Origin of the sequence: Paenibacillus etheri (genome assembly GCF_001012825.1) — a bacterium.
GTDB classification, from domain to species: Bacteria; Bacillota; Bacilli; order Paenibacillales; family Paenibacillaceae; genus Paenibacillus_AQ; species Paenibacillus_AQ etheri.
Genome location: NZ_LCZJ02000019.1, coordinates 129,653 through 147,578 on the forward strand (window position 1 = coordinate 129,653; position 17,926 = coordinate 147,578).

Genomic DNA, 17,926 nt, shown 5'->3' on the forward strand with positions numbered 1-17,926 from the left:
TCTTTTTGCATTTAGAGAGATAATTTCTGGGGAGGCGTTAAGATGCGACAAAGCAATTTATTATTAACAACACTGCGTGAGGTGCCTTCGGAGGCGGAGACAATCAGTCATCAGTTATTGCTGCGTGCGGGGTATATCCGTCAATTAGCTGCCGGAGTGTATACCTATTTACCACTTGGTCGGCGGGTTCTGCGGAAGATAGAAACGATTGTGAGAGAAGAAATGGATCATTCCGGAACGCAGGAGATTTTAATGCCATCTATGCAGCCTGCAGAACTATGGAAAGAATCAGAACGATATGATGTCTATGGCAAGGAGTTGATGACTTTTAAGGATCGTCATGAGCGGGAATTCATACTCGGTCCAACACATGAAGAAGTAGTAACCTCACTTGTACGGAATGAGATCAGCTCCTATCGTAAGCTACCTGTTACCGTTTATCAGATTCAGACTAAGTTTCGGGATGAACGGCGACCACGTTCTGGATTGCTAAGAGGTAGAGAGTTCTTGATGAAGGATGCGTACTCTTTTGACATAAGCTTAGAAGGACTTGACAAATCATACCTTCAAATGTTTGATGCTTATCACCAGATTTTTAAGCGATGTGGTCTGAATTTCAGAGCTGTTCAAGCCGATTCTGGAGCAATTGGTGGGGAAGGCGGGAGCCATGAATTTATGGCACTGGCTGATATCGGGGAGGATACGATTGCAGTATGTTCCTCTTGCGATTATGCGGCCAATCTGGAGCAGGCAGAAGCCATACAGCCTATTAAGAAAGAATTGAACCTCGAGCTACCTGTATTAGAGAAATTCCACACCCCTAATCTTCGAACTATTAATCAACTAGAGCAGGAGCTGGAGATTCAGCCAGAGCAGATTATGAAAACATTGATCTATGAAGGTAGCGGACAATTCTTTGCTGTAGTGGTTCGAGGAGATCATGAAGTCAATGAGATAAAAGTGAGTAAATATATCGGTGCGGCGGAGATCGGGCTTGCTGACTATGATGCTGTGAAATCCTTAACGGGCGTAGAGAGCGGGTTTGTGGGTCCAGTGGGTCTTCAAATAACTGTACTGGTTGATGCCGCAGTGGCTGAGATGATACAAGGTACGACGGGAGCAGGAGAAAAAGATTATCACTACCGTAATGTCGTACCTGGCAGAGATTTTGAGCTTGAACATGTAGGGGATTTTCGTAATGTAGCAGAAGGAGAAGGTTGTCCACACTGTGAGGATGGCATATTGCATTTTGAACAAGGAATAGAAGTTGGGCATGTCTTTAAACTAGGTACCAAATACAGCGAGAAGCTTGAAGCTTCCTTTTTAGATCGTTCTGGCAAGAGTCAGCCTATGATCATGGGTTGTTACGGAATTGGGATCTCACGTCTATTATCCGCGATTGTAGAACAGAATCATGATGATCAAGGAATAATGTGGCCAGTTGCATTGGCACCTTATCAGGTTCATATTTTGATGATGTCCGTTAAGGACTCGGGGCAACTGGCAGTTGCAGAGGAGCTTTATAATCAACTTACTAAGCTCGGTATTGAGACGCTGCTGGACGATAGGGATGAACGTGCTGGCGTTAAATTTAAGGATTCAAGCTTGATTGGTATACCCGTAACGCTTGTGGTCGGTAAGGAAGCAGCACAAGGTAGGGTGGAATATCTAGAAAGAACCTCAGCGGGTAAAGAGACCTTAGAAATATTCGAAGCGGTTTCTCATATCCAAGAATTCTTCTCGCAGCTGAATTAAATTTCTATAACTCAAACCGAAAGCCATTGATCAGGGCGGGAAAGTGCTGGCGGTAATTTTGTGAGATCATCGCCTTTAGCAGCATTAATCTGACCCTGAGTTAGAAAAATGCTCTCTGAAAGATCAGCGCCTCTAAGGTCAGTATCACGGAAATCTGCACCAATGAGATCAGCACCTCTAAGATCAGCGCCTCTAAGGTCTGCGGCAATCAGATAAGCACCTCTCAAGTTGGCACCCCTGAGATCAGCCCCTTTGAGGTTAGCACCAATAAGATCAGCACCTCGGCTGAAAGTTCTCGAAGATTTTTTTAGTTTGCGACGGGCTTCAGTACGTACAAGCTCACTGACTTGCAGCAGCAACAGATTTATTTTTGCTCGATGAGCGTCAACATTCACTTTCAATAAAGAATCAGGACTGAGCAAAGTGTGTTGTACCGTCTCATCGAGTGCTGTTTGCAGCTCAACATGTATTGAATAGGTTATATCTAAGTTCAATGATTCATTTAAGTACCATAGCAATTCGTGTAAATGCCACATGGCCGGAAATACCTCGAACATTTGCTTCGCAGTTTTTGGATTCTTCCGCCAGTCCTCACCAGTATAAGTTACCTGAGAGAGCTTCTGCCCAGCGCCAAAACAATCATATACAGTACACCCGCGAAATCCAAGCGTTCTTAAATCTGAGTGTACACCACAGCGAAAGTCTGATTGTAGGTTATGACACGGCTGGCCAGCAGCTTTATCCATACCAAAATCAACTGAAGCTGAAAAAGGGAGTGCGGCACAGCACAAACCAAAGCAGTTCTCACATTCTGCTTTTAGATAGTGGCCATTTCTGTCCGTAAAAGGTTCTGTAAATTTATGATTCTCAGACACGTATTGATTCCTCCGATATATAAAACTCGTTTACCAAACTATTCTAATTCATAGAAAAGACTAAGGGAAGTCTGAATTTTTCCAAAGCCTACTAACCAATCCATTAAAAAAAACCGAGGTTAATGTTATAATAGAATACTGGACGCATTTTGGACTTAAGAACGAAAAGGTAAGGAGCGATTGTTTTTGAAGACACTCATTATTGCGGAGAAACCGGATATGGGGCGGAATATCGCCGCCGCAATAGAACCGAAGGCCAAAAATTACCGTTCCTATCTTGAAGGGGAGCAGTACATTATTACATGGGCAATAGGGCATCTAATCGGTTTGGCCGAGCCGGATGCTTATGATGTTAAATACAAAAAGTGGAACATTAATGATCTCCCCATTATTCCAGACCAGTTCAAACTGGTTCCTAATGCGCGGACGATCGATCAGCTGAAGGTAATCGGAGATCTTGCGAAACGAAGTGATCTTCTAGTGAATTCATGCGATGCGGGGCGAGAAGGTCAGCATATTTTTTCACTTATTCAGCGGCATTTGAAGCTGGAGCATCCTGTGAAACGTTTGTGGATCTCAGATTTGACGCCAGAGACCATTCGCAAAGGATTTCAGGAGCTGAAGGATGGATCGGAGTACGAGAACTTAACCAAAGCGGCAAAAGCACGTAGTGAAGCAGATTGGCTCATCGGCATGAATGGTTCACGTGCATTTACTACAAAACATAATGTGCTGCTGTCCGTGGGTAGAGTTCAAACTCCCGTGCTCGCCCTGATTTATGACCGTCAGAAGACGATTGAGGCGTTCTCTTCCCTTAAGTTTTTTGAGGTGGAGGGACATTTTACTCAGAATGAAATGACCTATAAAGGCATGTGGCAGGGGGATCGGCTGACTGACGGGGATAAGGCGGAGGCGCTAGCTGCCAAGGTCAAAGGAAAACCGGGCCGGATAGAGTCTTACGAGGTTAAGGAAACGAAAGAGTATCCGAATAAGCTGTATGATTTGACGCTACTGCAGCGGGAAGCGAATGGAAAGTACGCTTTTTCCGCAAAAAAGACTCTCGATATTGCTCAAGCGTTATATGAAAAGCATAAGGTGATCTCTTATCCGCGGACGAACTCCAACTATGTTACCGAACAGAATATTCCTGAGATGCATAAGACGTTATCTGCGCTGCAAGGGACGGCTTATGATGAGTGGGTGAAGGGTGCGAATCGTAATCTCGTTCATAAAGGGAATAAATTCATCTGCAACCCCTCGAAGGTTGAGGATCACCACGCGATTTTGCCTACATATCGTAAAGCATCAGGACTTAGTGCAGATGAGGGAAAGCTGTATGATTTAATCGTACGGCGCTTTTTGTCTCAGTTCTATCCGGCAGCGGAATATAAAGTGCATACCGTGATGACCGAGGTAGAAGAGGAAAAGTTCAAAACCACAGTCAAGGAATTGTTAAGCCTCGGCTGGAAGGTCATTTACGCGGACCAGAAGAAGGATAAAGCGAAGTCTTCCAAGGGTAAGAACAAGGATGAAGAAGAGGACGAAGAGATCGAAGTGAATGAACCATTTTCTATTGCCCCGGCAGAAGAAGTGGTTTGTAGTGAGGCTAATGTTAAAGAGAAAGATACACAGCCACCCAAGCATTACACAGAGGGTACGCTGCTTCGAGCGATGGAAAGTGCCGGCAAGCAGATTGAGGACGAAGAGCTCCGCGATGCCATGAAGGATTCAGGGCTTGGAACTCCGGCTACCCGCGCAGCAACCATAGAACGGCTGAAGAATGTCGGATACATTGAAATGCAGGGCAAAAAAATTGCTATCACACAAAAAGGACGAACAGCCATTGAGCTGATTCGTGGAGCGGGTATTGAGCTGTTGACTTCACCGGAAATGACCGGACAATGGGAACGTCGTTTGAACGAAATATCCAGAGGAACGGCGTCGGACGGGCAGTTTATGGAGAATGTAAAAAGATTCGCTTGTATGATCGTGGATAAAGTGCGAGTACAATCTCGGGCGTCCAAAACTTCTTTTGAAGGGGAGACGCCTTCTGTCAATACAGGTGCTAAAGGACGAAGCGCTGGAAGTACATCTCGTAAAACCAGCGACAAACCTGCGGCGCCGAGAAAGCGCAAGGCAGGTAGTGAAGAGGAATCCGCCAATTCAGGTCCTAAGGTCATCGGAAGCTGTCCGCGTCCTGGCTGCGGTGGAATGATTTTTATGGGAAAAAAAGGCTATGGCTGCTCTCATTACAAGGAAGGCTGCAAATTCGTGATCTGGAAAGAGAACCATGGGCGTACACTGACAGATGCGCAAGTGAAGGCGTTGATTGAAAAAGGTCGAACGGGCAAGCTAAAGCTTACCAGCGAAGATGGTACGTCTCTGGAAGGCAAGCTAGTGCTTCAGAATATGGATACGGGCCAATTAACAGTAGAATCATAATCGATCGGAAAGATTGTATGTACGGCAAATAGGTGTCTTTAGCCATGTTGGTTACGTGGCAGAGACACCTTTTTTAATAATGCTTTACAATTATTCAGCGGCTTTAGCCAGCTGCGCTTCAATTGCTGTAGTCAGCCCTTCATAGGAGGAGTCAGGAAGAAGGGTTCCGTTTACCATAAATTTAGGTGTACCGTTAACCCCGTACGACCCGGCGATCTTGAAGTCTTCTTTGACGTCGAACATGTAGGTGTGATTCTTGAGATCTGTCTCGAATTGTGCGTAATCAATGCCGTCGATGTTATTCTTGACGAAATTCAGAATGAACTTCTGTGTGGCCCATATGTTACTCTCATCGCCTTGATTGGCGTACAGCTTATGGAGATATTCCCAGAACTTCTCGTTGCTTTGCTTATAAATGGCTTCACCTGCACTTGCAGCAAGATAGGAATCTCGATCCAAGAAGGCGAAGTTCATGAAGAAGAGTTCAACTTTTCCGGTATCCACGTAGTCCTTAACAAAAGTATCCGAATATTTCTCCGACCAATTTTTGCAGGCAGGACATTTGAAATCTGCAAATTCGATGACTTTGATTTTGGCATCAGGACTACCAAGATGAGGTTGCTTTTCGTATTTCAGCCCATCAACAACAATGCTTCCCTTCACATCGGTGTAGTTAGGTAGTCCTTCTGTACTGTCCGTCTTGTCATTTAGAATGAAGACAATAACAGCGACAAGGATTACTACAACTACGCCTAAGAGCATGGGAAGCATTGATTTGTTAGTTCGGGAATGGTTAGACTTCACTTTCTTGTTCATATCTCATCTCCTACCTCATATGGGAATTGTACAAAAATAGTATAATCATCCCAGAGGTATAGTAGATATGTCATTTGTAACAATGTCTTAGGTTACATTGCACTTAGCTTTTGTGCAGCGTAGCAGTACGAATAACAGGAGGCACCTCATGGATGGAGGAAATGGTCTTCACTGCTTGTTGCATTTCTTGCTCCAGTTCAATAAGGTTATAGCTCCATTCATTCTGTTGCTTCAGATAGATACTGTTAATACCTGCGGTTACTGCAGGAAGGACATCTGTACGTAAAGAGTTACCAATCATCCAGGTACGTTTACGGTCAAAGCCATGTGTTGTCAAAATATTCTCAAGAGCCTCAACATTCTTATGTTGACGAATATAGATCCGGTCATCAAAGTAAGCATCCAGCTTCATTTGCTCAATCTTACGTTGTTGGATCGTATCGTCTCCACCTGTATACAGGAATAAATGGTGACCATCCTGCTTCAGCGTATCGAGCGTTTCAACCATGCCAGGGTAAGCTTCGATTTCTTGGTCGTAGACGCTTAGGCCAAGCTTGTGTAATTGCTGCTCTTGAAAACGGTCCGTCGGGCGATTATATTTGGCGCAAAAATAATGGTAGGTAGCGATTAGGGATTTAGGAAAATTATCGCTAGCAAGACCACTTGTGTTGACCGTGTGCACGTCAATTTCTATTTGTTTGGTGCGTAATTCACTGGTGCTTGGGCCAAATTCATCAAACCAATCTGTCATCAGCTCAAAATATTGGCCTAAAATCAGATCGAAATATTTGTTGCAGTGAACCAGTGTATCATCTAGATCAAAAATCACCTGTTGTGTCATGTATTTCATATCTCTCACTCCTTGGATCTGTATCTGTATAGTGTTCTATAGATAAATATAAGACTCTAGGAACATTTGAAGCTCTGAGGCGCCATCAGGACGAATACTGAAACGTTCGTCTTGTTCACCTCTAAGATGGATGCGGAGTAGGCCGGCTACTCGTAGAATCATAAGGTGATGCATCAGCATTTCTCTGGATTGATTAAGATCGGATTGCATCTCCCACAGCGACTTGGGTTCATGTGCGACATAGCGAAGCAATCGAAGTCTGGTGGGGTCGGAAAGTGCCTTGGTCATGCGCAAAAGTACCATAGGTGGTTCATTTTCGTCTTCTAAAGGTACATCTACAGGATACTGTACGATCACCATGGTTTTGTAGAAGCAGTAGGTATTAATTGGACGATTATGAACAGTTGGTAGTAATACAATCGTTTTTAGATCCGTGATCTCCTCGAAAACTACACCGCCAGATGCGTATTCAATTAAAGAAATGGGGTCCATTTTGCTTTCAAGCATTTTTTTCTCAGAAGCATCTTCAATTAATAGCGGTAAAATTTTGTGCTCCACATGGCGGAAGTATTGTTCGTACCAGAGTCGCAAGAGTGGAATATAGCTGTTCCGGATCCGCAAAGCCTCTTCAATCGTAAACTCCTGAATGAGCGGTGCGATCTGCTGATAACATTCTTCTATGGAAGCTGAATCCAGATCATCGAAGAAAAGCTGCACTGAAGTTGCAGGTCCTCGAATGTAAACCCAGGCGTACAGCACATCATAATCCGTAAAAGGCCACTCGGCCGCTTGCATTAAAGCTGTTACCTTATGAGGAGAAATACGATCTTCCACATCATTTATCCAGTGGGGACCAATGTCCAAATTGGAGATCCATTTTCTAGTTACATATAACATAAAACTGTCCAGCAGTTCATAAACCGGCGATACGTCGATCTTTAATTCGTACTCCATGTCTCATGCACCCCCAGGAAATCCGTAACATCTTCATATTATCTCTTGTTTTGAAGAGGGTTGTCCACTATAATGTTCGGTGTTTGCCAATTGGCGTTAGAACAAATTAGCGTTATTAATCATAGGGGGATACATCTGTGTCAGACCGGCCAAAGTTATCTATTCGAAGTAACAGCAAAATGAATTTCATGATTCTAATTACCGCTACTATAGCGGCTGGACTCAGCCAAGGGATGCTGCTTCCCGTATTATCCATTCTATTGGAGCAGAAAGGAGTTTCCTCTTCGCTTAATGGACTAAATGCAGCAGCTCTATACATAGGATCATTCGGAATGACCTTGATTGCTGAAAGAGTTCTCGGAGCGATTGGATTCAAAAAATTGATTGCTGGCGGGATAAGCCTTGTCTTAGTAAGTTTGCTCTTATTCCCCTTTTTTTCTGGAATCAAAATATGGTTTGTGTTACGTCTACTTGTAGGTGTTGGAGATGCAGCTATCAATTACGCCGCCCAGCTATGGGTATTGCTAATGACGCCTGCCCAGCATCGCGGACGAAATCTTTCCCTCTATGGGATGTCCTATGGTCTGGGATTTAGCTTGGGGCCACTTGGAATAAGTCTGCTGCGCTTTGGTCAAGCAACACCTTTTATTGTTCTAGCTTTTCTTTTTTTGCTGGTCCTAATACTTGCAGTTACAATGCTTCCGGATTCCCGTCCAGATAAAGTTGAGAGTGGAGAAAGTCAGGTACGCCGGTTTGGGCGTTGTTACAGTCTAGCATGGTTCGCCTTGATTCCTGCACTCCTATACGGTTTCATGGAAGCAAGCTTAAACAGTAATTTTCCAGTGTATGGCCTCCGGATCGGATACAGCACAGATCAAATTGCAGCCTTATTGCCTTTTGCAGGCATAGGGGGACTGTTGTTACAATTCCCACTTGGACTTTGGAGCGACCGATTTGGTCGAAAGAAGGTATTGATTCTTACTGGGATTGGAGGCGGAATTGCTTTCGCTTTGCTGCCACTAGCAGGTGACCATTTCAAGGTGACTATGGTGCTGTTGATGATTGCTGGTGGACTTGTAGGTTCCTTTTTCTCTTTAGGGCTTAGTCTAGCTGCGGATATTTTACCACGACATTTACTGCCTGCTGCAAATGTGGTTGCTTCTTTTCACTTTAGTATAGGTAGTATTATAGGTCCAGGTATCGGCGGTTTGCTCATTCAAGCCGGCTGGGGCGGGGGGATTTTCGGCTTAATGGGTGCTTTATATATCACCTTCGGATTGCTTGGGTTATTTTTCTCGCCACGGCAAAAAATTTGAGGTAAGATAAGAACGAGTGCTCGCATGGAAATTCATCTGGCTTTCAGAGTACACTATAGATTATAGATAAAGACAGGGAGAGGCTGAACTATGATCACAGTTGAACACTTAGCCAAGGCAGTTGGGGAAGACAAAAATCCAGTTCTACAGGATATAGGGTTTCAATTAGAACCGGGTGAGTTCGTTGCAATACTTGGAGCTAGCGGTAGTGGTAAGACCACTTTGCTGCGTTGTTTAGCGTTGCGTGAAAAGTGGGATAGAGGGAATTTTAGAGTGGACGGTACAGATATAATGGCGAGTGCCTTTACAGGTAAAAGAAAAATCCGCCGCGAGTGGGCTTACCTGGAGCAGAATGCAGAGCTCAATCCTAACCGTACTGCATTGAAAAATGTACTGATCGGCCAGTCCGCACAAACGCCGTTATGGCGGATGGTCACTGGGATGGTACGTTCAGATGATTATATGGGTGCAATGGATGAATTGGATGCCCTTGGCCTCCTGGATAAGGCGAAGATGAAGACAAGCCAACTTAGTGGTGGAGAAAGGCAGCGTGTAGCGATTGCTAGAGCGTTGACTCACGGTGCTAAAGTGATTTTAGCGGATGAGCCCGTTACGGGATTAGATCCCAAATCCGCGGAGAGTGTCTTGGAAACCTTGCGGAAGCTGTGTAAAGAGACCGGTCTTACGGTTGTAACAGTATTACCGATTGAATTAGCGGAACGTTTTGCTACACGTCTTTGGGTACTAGAAGATGGCAGAATTAAGCATGATATAAAGGGGCGTAGATTAACGTTCCAAGAGCGTGCAAATCTTTAAATATGGACACGGATAAGGGAAAGAGTGATGAAGTTGAATATTAGAAGTCTTAGGTGCCTTGTTGCCGCAACGCTGACGTTATCCGTACTGTCGGGTTGTACTTTCATCAGTGATCCTGTTTCTAAGATGAAATCTCCACAATTGTCTGCTGATAAAGCAACACTTATGGCTGCTATTAATTCACTTATGCCAGCAGGTTCCACGTTGATTCGTCCGACCAATGACGATGATAGCACTATCTTTACCGAGGATCTCAACAAGGATGGAGTTATGGAGACGCTAGTGTTCTATAAGACGCCAGGAGAAGCCGTAATAATTCACGGGATGATACTGGAGAAACAGGGCGACACTTGGGTCAAGAAGCTTGTATTCGATGGCGACGGATCTGTACTGGAGTCGGTTGATTTGAAGGATATGACGGGTGATGGGAAGCTTGAAATTGTTACCGGCTATTCACAAGGTGAAGAAAAAGGTCTTGTCGTCTATAGCTATTCTAGCGGATCATTAGAAGAAGTACTTTCACATCCTTATACAAAATATATGATTGATGATCTTAATGGGGATGGAATTGAAGACATAACCGTTGTTTATTTTAAAAGAAATGAATTTGCAACCATTTCGATCTATCAGTACAATGAAGGCTTTAAGGTACTCGATAAGCTTGATAATATCGACCCTTATTTTAATAATTATTACAATATTGTTGCAGGGAAAATCTCAAAGGATAAAGAAGGAATCGTATTGGATGCTGCAGTGGATTCCCAATCTGCCTATACCTCTATTGTCGTTATGGAGAATAACAAGCTGCGTGTGGTATTACCAGGCGATGCGCGGACTTACAAAGATCGCCGGATTGCAAGCGAAGATATTGATCATGATGGCATAATTGAAATTGGATTGCTTGAGGCGCCTAAAGGATGGGAGTATTTCGACCCCACTGAAATTCCATACTTTACCTCCTATTATAAATGGGATGGGAAAGACGGTCTGACCTTCGCAACCCAGCTATATCATGATCCATCGGATCGATTCAATATTAATTTTTCTCCGGAATGGCATGGGAAGGTGACGGTTGATACGAAATCGGTTCTGGACGAGAACCTTAAGTTCATCATGTCAGATACCGGAGAGACGGTTGCTGAGGTTTCCTTCTTTTCTCCTTCTGAATGGGACCGTGTGAAGAATGACGGTTGGGATCTGCTTGCACGTGATGCAGACAAGGTCATCGCCTACCGTGGTAAGTTAGAACAAAGTACAACAAAGGAAGGAAGCAATAAAATTGCTTCCCCTATAGAAAGGAAGGGAATAGATGAGTAAAGTACTGATACTGGAAGATGAGGAGTCTATTCGTAGTTTTATTGTCATTAACTTGAAGCGTAATGGGTTCGAAGTGATAGAGGCTGCGGATGGGTATGAAGCTCTTCACAAGTTAACCACGATACCTGATATTGATATCGCTCTATTGGATGTAATGGTTCCAGGTATTGATGGATTTGAAGTATGTAGACGGGTCAGAGAAACCAATGAACGTTTGGGTATCATTTTTCTGACAGCCAAGGTTCAAGAGCAAGATAAAGTGTATGCCTTATCTGTAGGAGCGGATGACCATGTTAGCAAGCCATTCAGCCCGACAGAACTGATTGCTCGAATTCAATCGTTGCTGCGGCGAGTGAACGTTCATCGTGAACAGTCAGCGAAGGTTTCTTTCGTTTCAGGACCATTTACTTTGGACCTTATTTCTAAACATTTTAAACGTGATAATGAAGCCATTGAACTGACGCCAACGGAGTTTTCATTGATCCAATACTTTCTCGAAAAAGAAAATACGCCGCTCAGCCGCGATCTTCTGCTGGATCATGTGTGGGGCAAGGAGTATATGGGTGATCCCAAGATTGTGGATGTGAATATTCGTCGTCTGCGTCAAAAGATAGAGAATAATCCGTCAGAACCAGAATTTTTGCAAACGGTATGGGGACACGGATATAGATGGAAAGGCCAAGTACAATGATTAAGAAGGGGATGCGCAGACAAATTGTTCTACACTACATTCTTGTAGTTTTTTTGGCGCTTCTCCTCGTAGAAGTTATCTTCCTGCTTGCCATCAGAACGTATTATTATGACAGTGTATATAGCAAGATACAAAATCACATTACCACGGCAGAGTCGTTTTTTCATAAATACGAGCTAGATGGCGATAACAACTCGAACCTGCAAGTGCTACTAGAGAGATTTACGCTGGATAAAACCGAGCTAGAAGTATTGACCCTGAATGGGGATATGATCACCAGTTCGACTGGCTTTCAGCCAGACCGTACCATTACAACTAGTGATGTCCCTGAAGCGGTAGGGGGCAGTATTGGCCGTTGGGTAGGGCGCCAAAGTGGTACGAACGAGAGTGTTATGGCTGTGTCCAAGATGCTGCAGGTTCACGGACGTGATACGTATATTCTAAGATATCTTACTTCACTAGAAGGTATTAACAATGATTTGCTTAATCTTACATTACTGTCCATTGGTATAGGTGCAGCTGTCATGGCTGTTGTTATCGTGTTCAGCTTCGGACTTGCCAATTCCATCGTAAAGCCGCTCAATAACATTACGGCGGTTTCAGCCCAGATGGCTAAGGGTAGATTTAATGTGCGGATTAAGGGGAATTACAAATTTGAGATTGGTGACTTGGCTTCAACGCTGAATTATATGGCTCAGGAAATTGTGCGCAGTAATCAGATTAAGGATGATTTCATCTCGTCCATTTCACATGAGCTTCGGACTCCCCTTACAAGTATCAAGGGCTGGAGTGAAACCTTGGTCTCTGGTGGCTATGATCCGGAGGAGACGAAGCTTGGAGTCAGCATTATTTCCAAAGAAAGTGAACGTTTGATTGGTCTAGTAGAGGAGATTCTCGACTTTTCAAAGCTGCAGCAGAACCAAATGAAGCTGTCCATTGGGATTGTTGACGTGAAAGTATTACTTCAGGAGACCATACTAAATATTTGGGCCAAGGCAGAGAAGAAACGGATTCACTTGCTTCTTGAATGTGAAGATGGGATTTTTGTTAAAGGGGATGCCAATCGTCTAAAGCAAGTATTCTTGAATCTGGTAGACAATGCAGTTAAATTCTCCCATGAGGATTCCAGCATAGAATTGTCTGCGAAGAGACTGTCAGCTATAGAGACCGCTATTATGGTGCGTGATAGTGGAATAGGTATTAGTGATGCACATATCTCCAGGGTTAAAGACCGTTTCTTTCAAGTGGATGCACTCAATGGAGGAACAGGCTTGGGGCTAGCGATCTCACAGCAGATTGTAGAACTTCATAATGGGACACTTGATATGGTAAGTGAGCTTGGAAAAGGAACGGAAGTTACCGTCATCTTGCCTCTTACTGAGAAGCTGCCTGAGGTCAATTCAGATCAAGTAGCACAGAATCAAGCTACCTTACCTGAATCAGATGTCTAGGAGGTATGGAAATGGAAGTCTTGGGGAACTCAATTAGGATCGTTCGCGGAGAACCCGATCGGACAGGTGATATCTTGAGGTTGCTGCGGGAAGCAGCAAATTGGATGGAGCGAAATGGGATTAAGCAATGGACCCCGGGCCAATTTAACGAGAAGGATATCACAGGCTATTTCACCGACAGGCATGTTTATCTTGCAATTGACGATGAAGCTGTAGTTGGAATGTTCACGTTACAATTCAGCGATCCTCAATATTGGGGAAGCAAAAATGATGAGTCTTATGCTTATTTGCATAGGCTGGCTGTGGCAGGTTCACACCGCAGTCAAGGACTTGGTCAGCGTATGCTTAAATATGCTGTACAGCGAGCCAAAGAACTTGGCTGCAGAGGACTTAGATTTGATACCGTCGCACACAACATTAAACTCAATCGTTATTATCAAAGCATGGGTTTTCATTACATGGGCACTAACGATATGGGAAATGGTCGGTTAGTGAACCTGTATGAGCATTTTGAGAAGCAACCTGATTTCGATCGTCTGATTCTTAGATTTATTTCCGAATCGGATTTTGAACACTTGAAACGATGGAGTACCTCACCTGAGTATTTGAAGCAGTGGGCAGGACCTTCACTTATTTTTCCTCTTGACGATGACCAGCTTACTAAGTATTTAGATGGGGCTAATCATCCAGCGAATTCCGATCGCCTTATCTTCTGTGCGGTGCACGAAGCTACTCAACAGGTCGTGGGACACATTAGTTTTTCAACCATAGACCGGTCAAATCGATCTGCACGTATTGGCAGGGTAATAGTAGATCCTGATTATCAGGGTAGAGGTTTTGGAACAAGGATGATGAATGAAATGCTCCGGATCGGATTTGAAAGCTTAGGTATGCATCGTCTTTCCTTGGGAGCTTTCGCTTTCAACACTGTTGCCCTGAAAACCTACGAAGCCGTGGGGTTTAAGCGGGAAGGTGTTCAACGCGAATCAGCGCTGTTTGGGAAGCAATATGTAGATTGTGTGGAGATGAGCATTTTAGATAGAGAATGGACAGCACTCCAAAATTCATAAGATTAACTTCTAACAACCGAAGGGGCTGTTGCTCTGGTCATGATCGACCAGGACAACAGCCCCTTTTTATAAATATAAGAATATATAAGTTTCACACTATACATTATCCTTATATTTCTCGCATAAACGCTTACCGTCCATTTTGGACGCCGAAGGCGTTTTTGCTTGATAAAGTATTTATCTATATAATGGTTTTTATGAAGGGAGAACTTCCCGTAGACGTCCTGTCTTCTCATAAACATCCTGAAACAGACGGGAGGGTTGGTTTCGAACCGCTGGCTTAGGCGCTACAGTCTCATATGGCCCAACGACTACAATATTATTAATACTTCCCTTGATGATAGCCCCATCCTTAATAATGGCACCTTCACCAATAATGGCATTTTCGATCTGAACTCCACGTCCAATGCGAACACCAGGCATAATAACACTTTGTTTGATCTGGCTCATTTTGCCAATTTCCACACCATTGAAGATGACAGAACGTTGTAAGCTGCCTTCTTGCGCGCAGAATTCATTTACGAGAGAGTCCGTTGATGGAATCTGAACACGTGGTTTATGAACAGCTGGTTTAGTCCGGCGACTCCGGCTATACATTGGCCAATGGGCTTTGTCGAGCTTCATACCATTGTTTTTTTGCAGAAGATCCATATGAGCTTCCCAGAGACTACCCACAGTACCAACATCTCTCCAGTATCCTTTGAAGCGGTAAGCGAATAAATCATCATTCTGATCAAGCATCGTTGGTATAACGTCTTTACCAAAGTCATGACTGGAATTCGGATTAGCTGCATCCCGCAACAAGTGCTCCTTCAGATAAGCCCACTCAAACAGATATATACCCATAGAAGCTAAATTACTTTTAGGTACTTTTGGTTTTTCCGCAAACTCAGATATTTTCAGATCTTCGTTTACGTTCATCACTCCAAAACGACTGGCTTCATCCCATGGCACCTCCATTACGGAGATGGTGGCTTTTGCAGCCTTACCTACATGATAATCCAGCATTTTACGGTAATCCATATGGTAAATATGATCACCGGACAGAATGAGTACATGCTCTGGATTGCGGCTGTCGATATATTCAAAGTTCTTATAAATCGCATCAGCAGTTCCTGTATAGCTGTCTCTGCCTTCAACACCGGAAGGAAGCAGGGTTACACCTTTATCCTTTTGACTATGTAAGCCCCAAGGTTCACCTTCACCGATGTGTTCATGCAAGGATTCAGCTTCATATTGAGTCAGAACACCTACTGTGTCAATTTTAGAGTTTACACAATTACTTAACGGAAAATCAATAATTTTATACTGTCCACCGAAAGGGACTGCAGGCTTAGCCATACTGGAAGTCAAGGGAGCCAGTCTGCGGCCTTCCCCTCCTGCCAAGAGCATGGCGATACAATCTTTTTTGTTAATCATTTGTTATCCCTCCCATTATTTTGTCAATGCTTGTTATATAAACTTTCGACAAGCACTTGAAACGACATAGGTGAAGTATATTGCCGTGTAAAAAGAAAAATTACAATTAATATTTCTTTATCAGAAAATCTTTTGTTTTCACATCAAATCATTTTCAAAATGGTAATATTCGGTTAATGTAATAGATACAAGCATTCAAAAAAGGTGGTGTAGAATTGGCTGAAATAGCAACAATCGATACCCTTCCATCAGCTGCTGATATTTATTTGTTCCATGAGGGCACCAATTATCGCAGCTATTCTATGCTGGGTGCGCACACTGCCGCTGAAGAAGGCGTTACGGGCGTGCGCTTTACCGTGTGGGCTCCTCATGCGACATATGTAGGACTAGCTGGTGATCATAATGGCTGGGATGGAACACAGGACATGGACTCGTTATATAAGATACCCGAATCAGGATTTTGGAGTCGTTTTTTTCCGGGAATAAAGCAGGGAACTTTTTACAAATACAGGATTGTTGCCAGTGATGGCTCCAGCTTCCTAAAAGCGGATCCATTTGCCTTCAAAGCTGAGGTTCGCCCGGCGACGGCATCCGTTGTTACGGATCTCAGTGGTTATCGTTGGGGAGATGCTGTGTGGCGTCGCAAGAGTAAATCTCCATATCAACAGCTAATGAACATTTATGAGATGCATTTTGGAACCTGGCGTCAAAAAGAAGATGGAGAGTTCTACACCTATCAGGAAATGAGCGAGCTCTTAATTCCGTATTTGGTGGAAATGAACTACACCCATGTAGAGTTTATGCCGCTTGCTGAGCATCCATACGATTTGTCATGGGGCTATCAAGGGACAGGGTATTTTGCGGCAACTAGCCGTTATGGTGAACCCCATGAGTTGATGTATTTGATCGACCACCTGCATCAGGCAGGCATCGGTGTGATTCTAGATTGGGTTCCGGCGCATTTTGCCAAGGACGCACATGGTCTACGCATGTTTGATGGAACGCCCCTATATGAATATGCAGATCCAATGTTGGCGGAAAAACCAGGCTGGGGAACTCTTTCGTTTGATTTCAGCAAACCGGAGATTTCTTCGTTTCTCATCTCTAATGCACTCTTTTGGTTTGAGTATTATCATATTGACGGGATGCGTGTAGATGCGGTTACCAGCATGCTTCGTCTCGATTTTGAAAAACAGGCTCATCAATATCGACGTAATGTGAATGGTGGTCTAGAGAATTTAGAGGCCATTAAGTTTATTCAGAACCTGAATAAAGCGATATTTCAGTATTTCCCTAAGGCATTGATGATGGCAGAAGAATCCAGTGCTTGGCCGGGAGTTACAGCGCCAGCACATGAAGGTGGCCTCGGTTTCAACTACAAATGGAATATGGGATGGATGAATGACACATTGGGCTACATAGAACATGATTTCTGGGGGCGCCCTCATCATCATAATTTATTAACATTTCCAATATGCTATGCTTATGCCGAAAATTATGCATTACCGTTATCTCATGATGAGGTTGTACATGGCAAGAAGTCGTTACTGGACAAAATGCCGGGTTCTTATGAACAAAAGTTCGCAGGACTTAGGCAGCTACTCGGTTATCAAATTTCCCATCCCGGAAAGAAACTCCTGTTTATGGGAGGAGAATTTGGTCAATTTATCGAATGGAAGGATCAGGAGCAGCTGGATTGGCTACTGCTAGACTATGACAGCCATCGCGGAATGTTAGCCTACACTGCTGCACTTAATAAACTGTATCGCTCGGAGAAAGCCTTGTGGGAGCTTGATCATTCTCAAGAGGGTTATCAATGGATTGATGCAGATGACAATGAACAAAGCGTAATTTCATATATGCGAAGAGGTAAAAAGCCTGGAGACACCTTGCTGTTTATCATCAATTTTCAACCTGCCCAGCGTCAACATTATCGTATAGGCGTTCCACGCCAAGGGACTTATGAAGAAATCTTTAGCTCGGAAGATGTAGCGTTCGGAGGTTCAGGTATACACAACGCGCCTCAGAAGAGCAAAAAGCTGGAATGGCATAATCAGGTGAACAGTATTGAGCTAACCTTACCGCCTCTTAGCTTCCTGGTGTTTAAGAAAACGTCACGAGTGGGTAAGAGTAAAGAGACAAATGAGTCATAGA

14 protein-coding genes are annotated in these 17,926 nt (G+C 43.8%); 9 read left to right on the forward strand and 5 right to left on the reverse strand.

Annotated features, from left to right (window positions below; translation table 11 throughout):
- The first annotated feature begins 42 nt into the window (after positions 1-42).
- Positions 43-1,755: a proline--tRNA ligase gene (locus tag UQ64_RS10215; RefSeq protein ID WP_060623381.1), complete on the forward strand. Its 1,713-nt coding sequence runs from the start codon at positions 43-45 to the stop codon at positions 1,753-1,755.
- A gap of 11 nt (positions 1,756-1,766) precedes the next feature.
- Here UQ64_RS10215 and UQ64_RS10220 read toward each other — a convergent pair whose 3' ends face one another.
- The gene (locus UQ64_RS10220) at positions 1,767-2,630 is read right to left on the reverse strand and encodes a pentapeptide repeat-containing protein (RefSeq protein WP_060623382.1); all 864 of its coding nucleotides are present in this window, start codon (positions 2,628-2,630) and stop codon (positions 1,767-1,769) included.
- Between the two features lie 186 nt (positions 2,631-2,816).
- On the opposite strand from UQ64_RS10220, the gene UQ64_RS10225 reads away from it, so the two are divergent.
- The gene (locus tag UQ64_RS10225) at positions 2,817-5,072 is read left to right on the forward strand and encodes a type IA DNA topoisomerase (RefSeq protein ID WP_060623383.1); all 2,256 of its coding nucleotides are present in this window, start codon (positions 2,817-2,819) and stop codon (positions 5,070-5,072) included.
- Between the two features lie 90 nt (positions 5,073-5,162).
- Here the strand turns inward: UQ64_RS10225 and UQ64_RS10230 are convergent, their stop codons facing one another.
- From UQ64_RS10230 to UQ64_RS10240, 3 genes are all read right to left on the reverse strand, one after another.
- The gene (locus tag UQ64_RS10230; protein ID WP_060623384.1) at positions 5,163-5,888 is read right to left on the reverse strand and encodes a DsbA family protein; all 726 of its coding nucleotides are present in this window, start codon (positions 5,886-5,888) and stop codon (positions 5,163-5,165) included.
- Positions 5,889-5,991: 103 nt separating this feature from the next.
- Positions 5,992-6,738: an HAD family hydrolase gene (locus UQ64_RS10235; RefSeq protein WP_060623385.1), complete on the reverse strand. Its 747-nt coding sequence runs from the start codon at positions 6,736-6,738 to the stop codon at positions 5,992-5,994.
- A gap of 36 nt (positions 6,739-6,774) precedes the next feature.
- The gene (locus UQ64_RS10240) at positions 6,775-7,692 is read right to left on the reverse strand and encodes an ArsR/SmtB family transcription factor (RefSeq protein WP_060623386.1); all 918 of its coding nucleotides are present in this window, start codon (positions 7,690-7,692) and stop codon (positions 6,775-6,777) included.
- A 161-nt stretch (positions 7,693-7,853) separates the two neighbouring features.
- Between UQ64_RS10240 and UQ64_RS10245 the strand changes: the two genes are divergently transcribed.
- From UQ64_RS10245 to UQ64_RS10270, 6 genes are all read left to right on the forward strand, one after another.
- Positions 7,854-9,008 carry an MFS transporter gene (locus UQ64_RS10245; protein WP_060623778.1) on the forward strand — a complete coding sequence of 385 codons (1,155 nt, stop codon included), beginning with the start codon at positions 7,854-7,856 and terminating at the stop codon, positions 9,006-9,008.
- A gap of 90 nt (positions 9,009-9,098) precedes the next feature.
- Positions 9,099-9,824 carry a phosphonate ABC transporter ATP-binding protein gene (locus UQ64_RS10250; protein WP_060623387.1) on the forward strand — a complete coding sequence of 242 codons (726 nt, stop codon included), beginning with the start codon at positions 9,099-9,101 and terminating at the stop codon, positions 9,822-9,824.
- A 27-nt stretch (positions 9,825-9,851) separates the two neighbouring features.
- Positions 9,852-11,141: a hypothetical protein gene (locus tag UQ64_RS10255; RefSeq protein WP_082651056.1), complete on the forward strand. Its 1,290-nt coding sequence runs from the start codon at positions 9,852-9,854 to the stop codon at positions 11,139-11,141.
- Positions 11,134-11,832, forward strand: coding sequence for a response regulator transcription factor (locus tag UQ64_RS10260; RefSeq protein ID WP_060623388.1), 699 nt, complete (start codon positions 11,134-11,136; stop codon positions 11,830-11,832). The genes UQ64_RS10255 and UQ64_RS10260 overlap by 8 nt, the downstream gene beginning before the upstream one ends.
- Positions 11,829-13,283, forward strand: coding sequence for a sensor histidine kinase (locus tag UQ64_RS10265; RefSeq protein ID WP_209445779.1), 1,455 nt, complete (start codon positions 11,829-11,831; stop codon positions 13,281-13,283). Before UQ64_RS10260 ends, UQ64_RS10265 begins: the two co-directional genes overlap by 4 nt.
- An 11-nt stretch (positions 13,284-13,294) precedes the next feature.
- The gene (locus UQ64_RS10270) at positions 13,295-14,353 is read left to right on the forward strand and encodes a GNAT family N-acetyltransferase (RefSeq protein WP_060623390.1); all 1,059 of its coding nucleotides are present in this window, start codon (positions 13,295-13,297) and stop codon (positions 14,351-14,353) included.
- A gap of 195 nt (positions 14,354-14,548) precedes the next feature.
- Here UQ64_RS10270 and UQ64_RS10275 read toward each other — a convergent pair whose 3' ends face one another.
- A complete protein-coding gene (locus UQ64_RS10275; protein WP_060623779.1) occupies positions 14,549-15,769 on the reverse strand; it encodes a glucose-1-phosphate adenylyltransferase in 1,221 nt (406 codons plus the stop codon).
- Positions 15,770-15,987: 218 nt separating this feature from the next.
- Here UQ64_RS10275 and glgB point away from each other — a divergent pair, with 218 nt between their 5' ends.
- Positions 15,988-17,925 (forward strand): 1,4-alpha-glucan branching protein GlgB, encoded by a 1,938-nt coding sequence (gene glgB / locus UQ64_RS10280; RefSeq protein ID WP_082651058.1) that lies wholly within the window; start codon positions 15,988-15,990, stop codon positions 17,923-17,925.
- Position 17,926: the final 1 nt, after the last annotated feature.

Coding starts and splice junctions, on each gene's coding strand:
- UQ64_RS10215 (WP_060623381.1), top strand. CDS start 43: ATGCGACAAAGCAATTTATTATTAACAACACTGCGTGAGGTGCCTTCG.
- UQ64_RS10230 (WP_060623384.1), bottom strand. CDS start 5,888: ATGAACAAGAAAGTGAAGTCTAACCATTCCCGAACTAACAAATCAATG.
- UQ64_RS10235 (WP_060623385.1), bottom strand. CDS start 6,738: ATGAAATACATGACACAACAGGTGATTTTTGATCTAGATGATACACTG.
- UQ64_RS10240 (WP_060623386.1), bottom strand. CDS start 7,692: ATGGAGTACGAATTAAAGATCGACGTATCGCCGGTTTATGAACTGCTG.
- UQ64_RS10250 (WP_060623387.1), top strand. CDS start 9,099: ATGATCACAGTTGAACACTTAGCCAAGGCAGTTGGGGAAGACAAAAAT.
- UQ64_RS10255 (WP_082651056.1), top strand. CDS start 9,852: ATGAAGTTGAATATTAGAAGTCTTAGGTGCCTTGTTGCCGCAACGCTG.
- UQ64_RS10260 (WP_060623388.1), top strand. CDS start 11,134: ATGAGTAAAGTACTGATACTGGAAGATGAGGAGTCTATTCGTAGTTTT.
- UQ64_RS10265 (WP_209445779.1), top strand. CDS start 11,829: ATGATTAAGAAGGGGATGCGCAGACAAATTGTTCTACACTACATTCTT.
- UQ64_RS10270 (WP_060623390.1), top strand. CDS start 13,295: ATGGAAGTCTTGGGGAACTCAATTAGGATCGTTCGCGGAGAACCCGAT.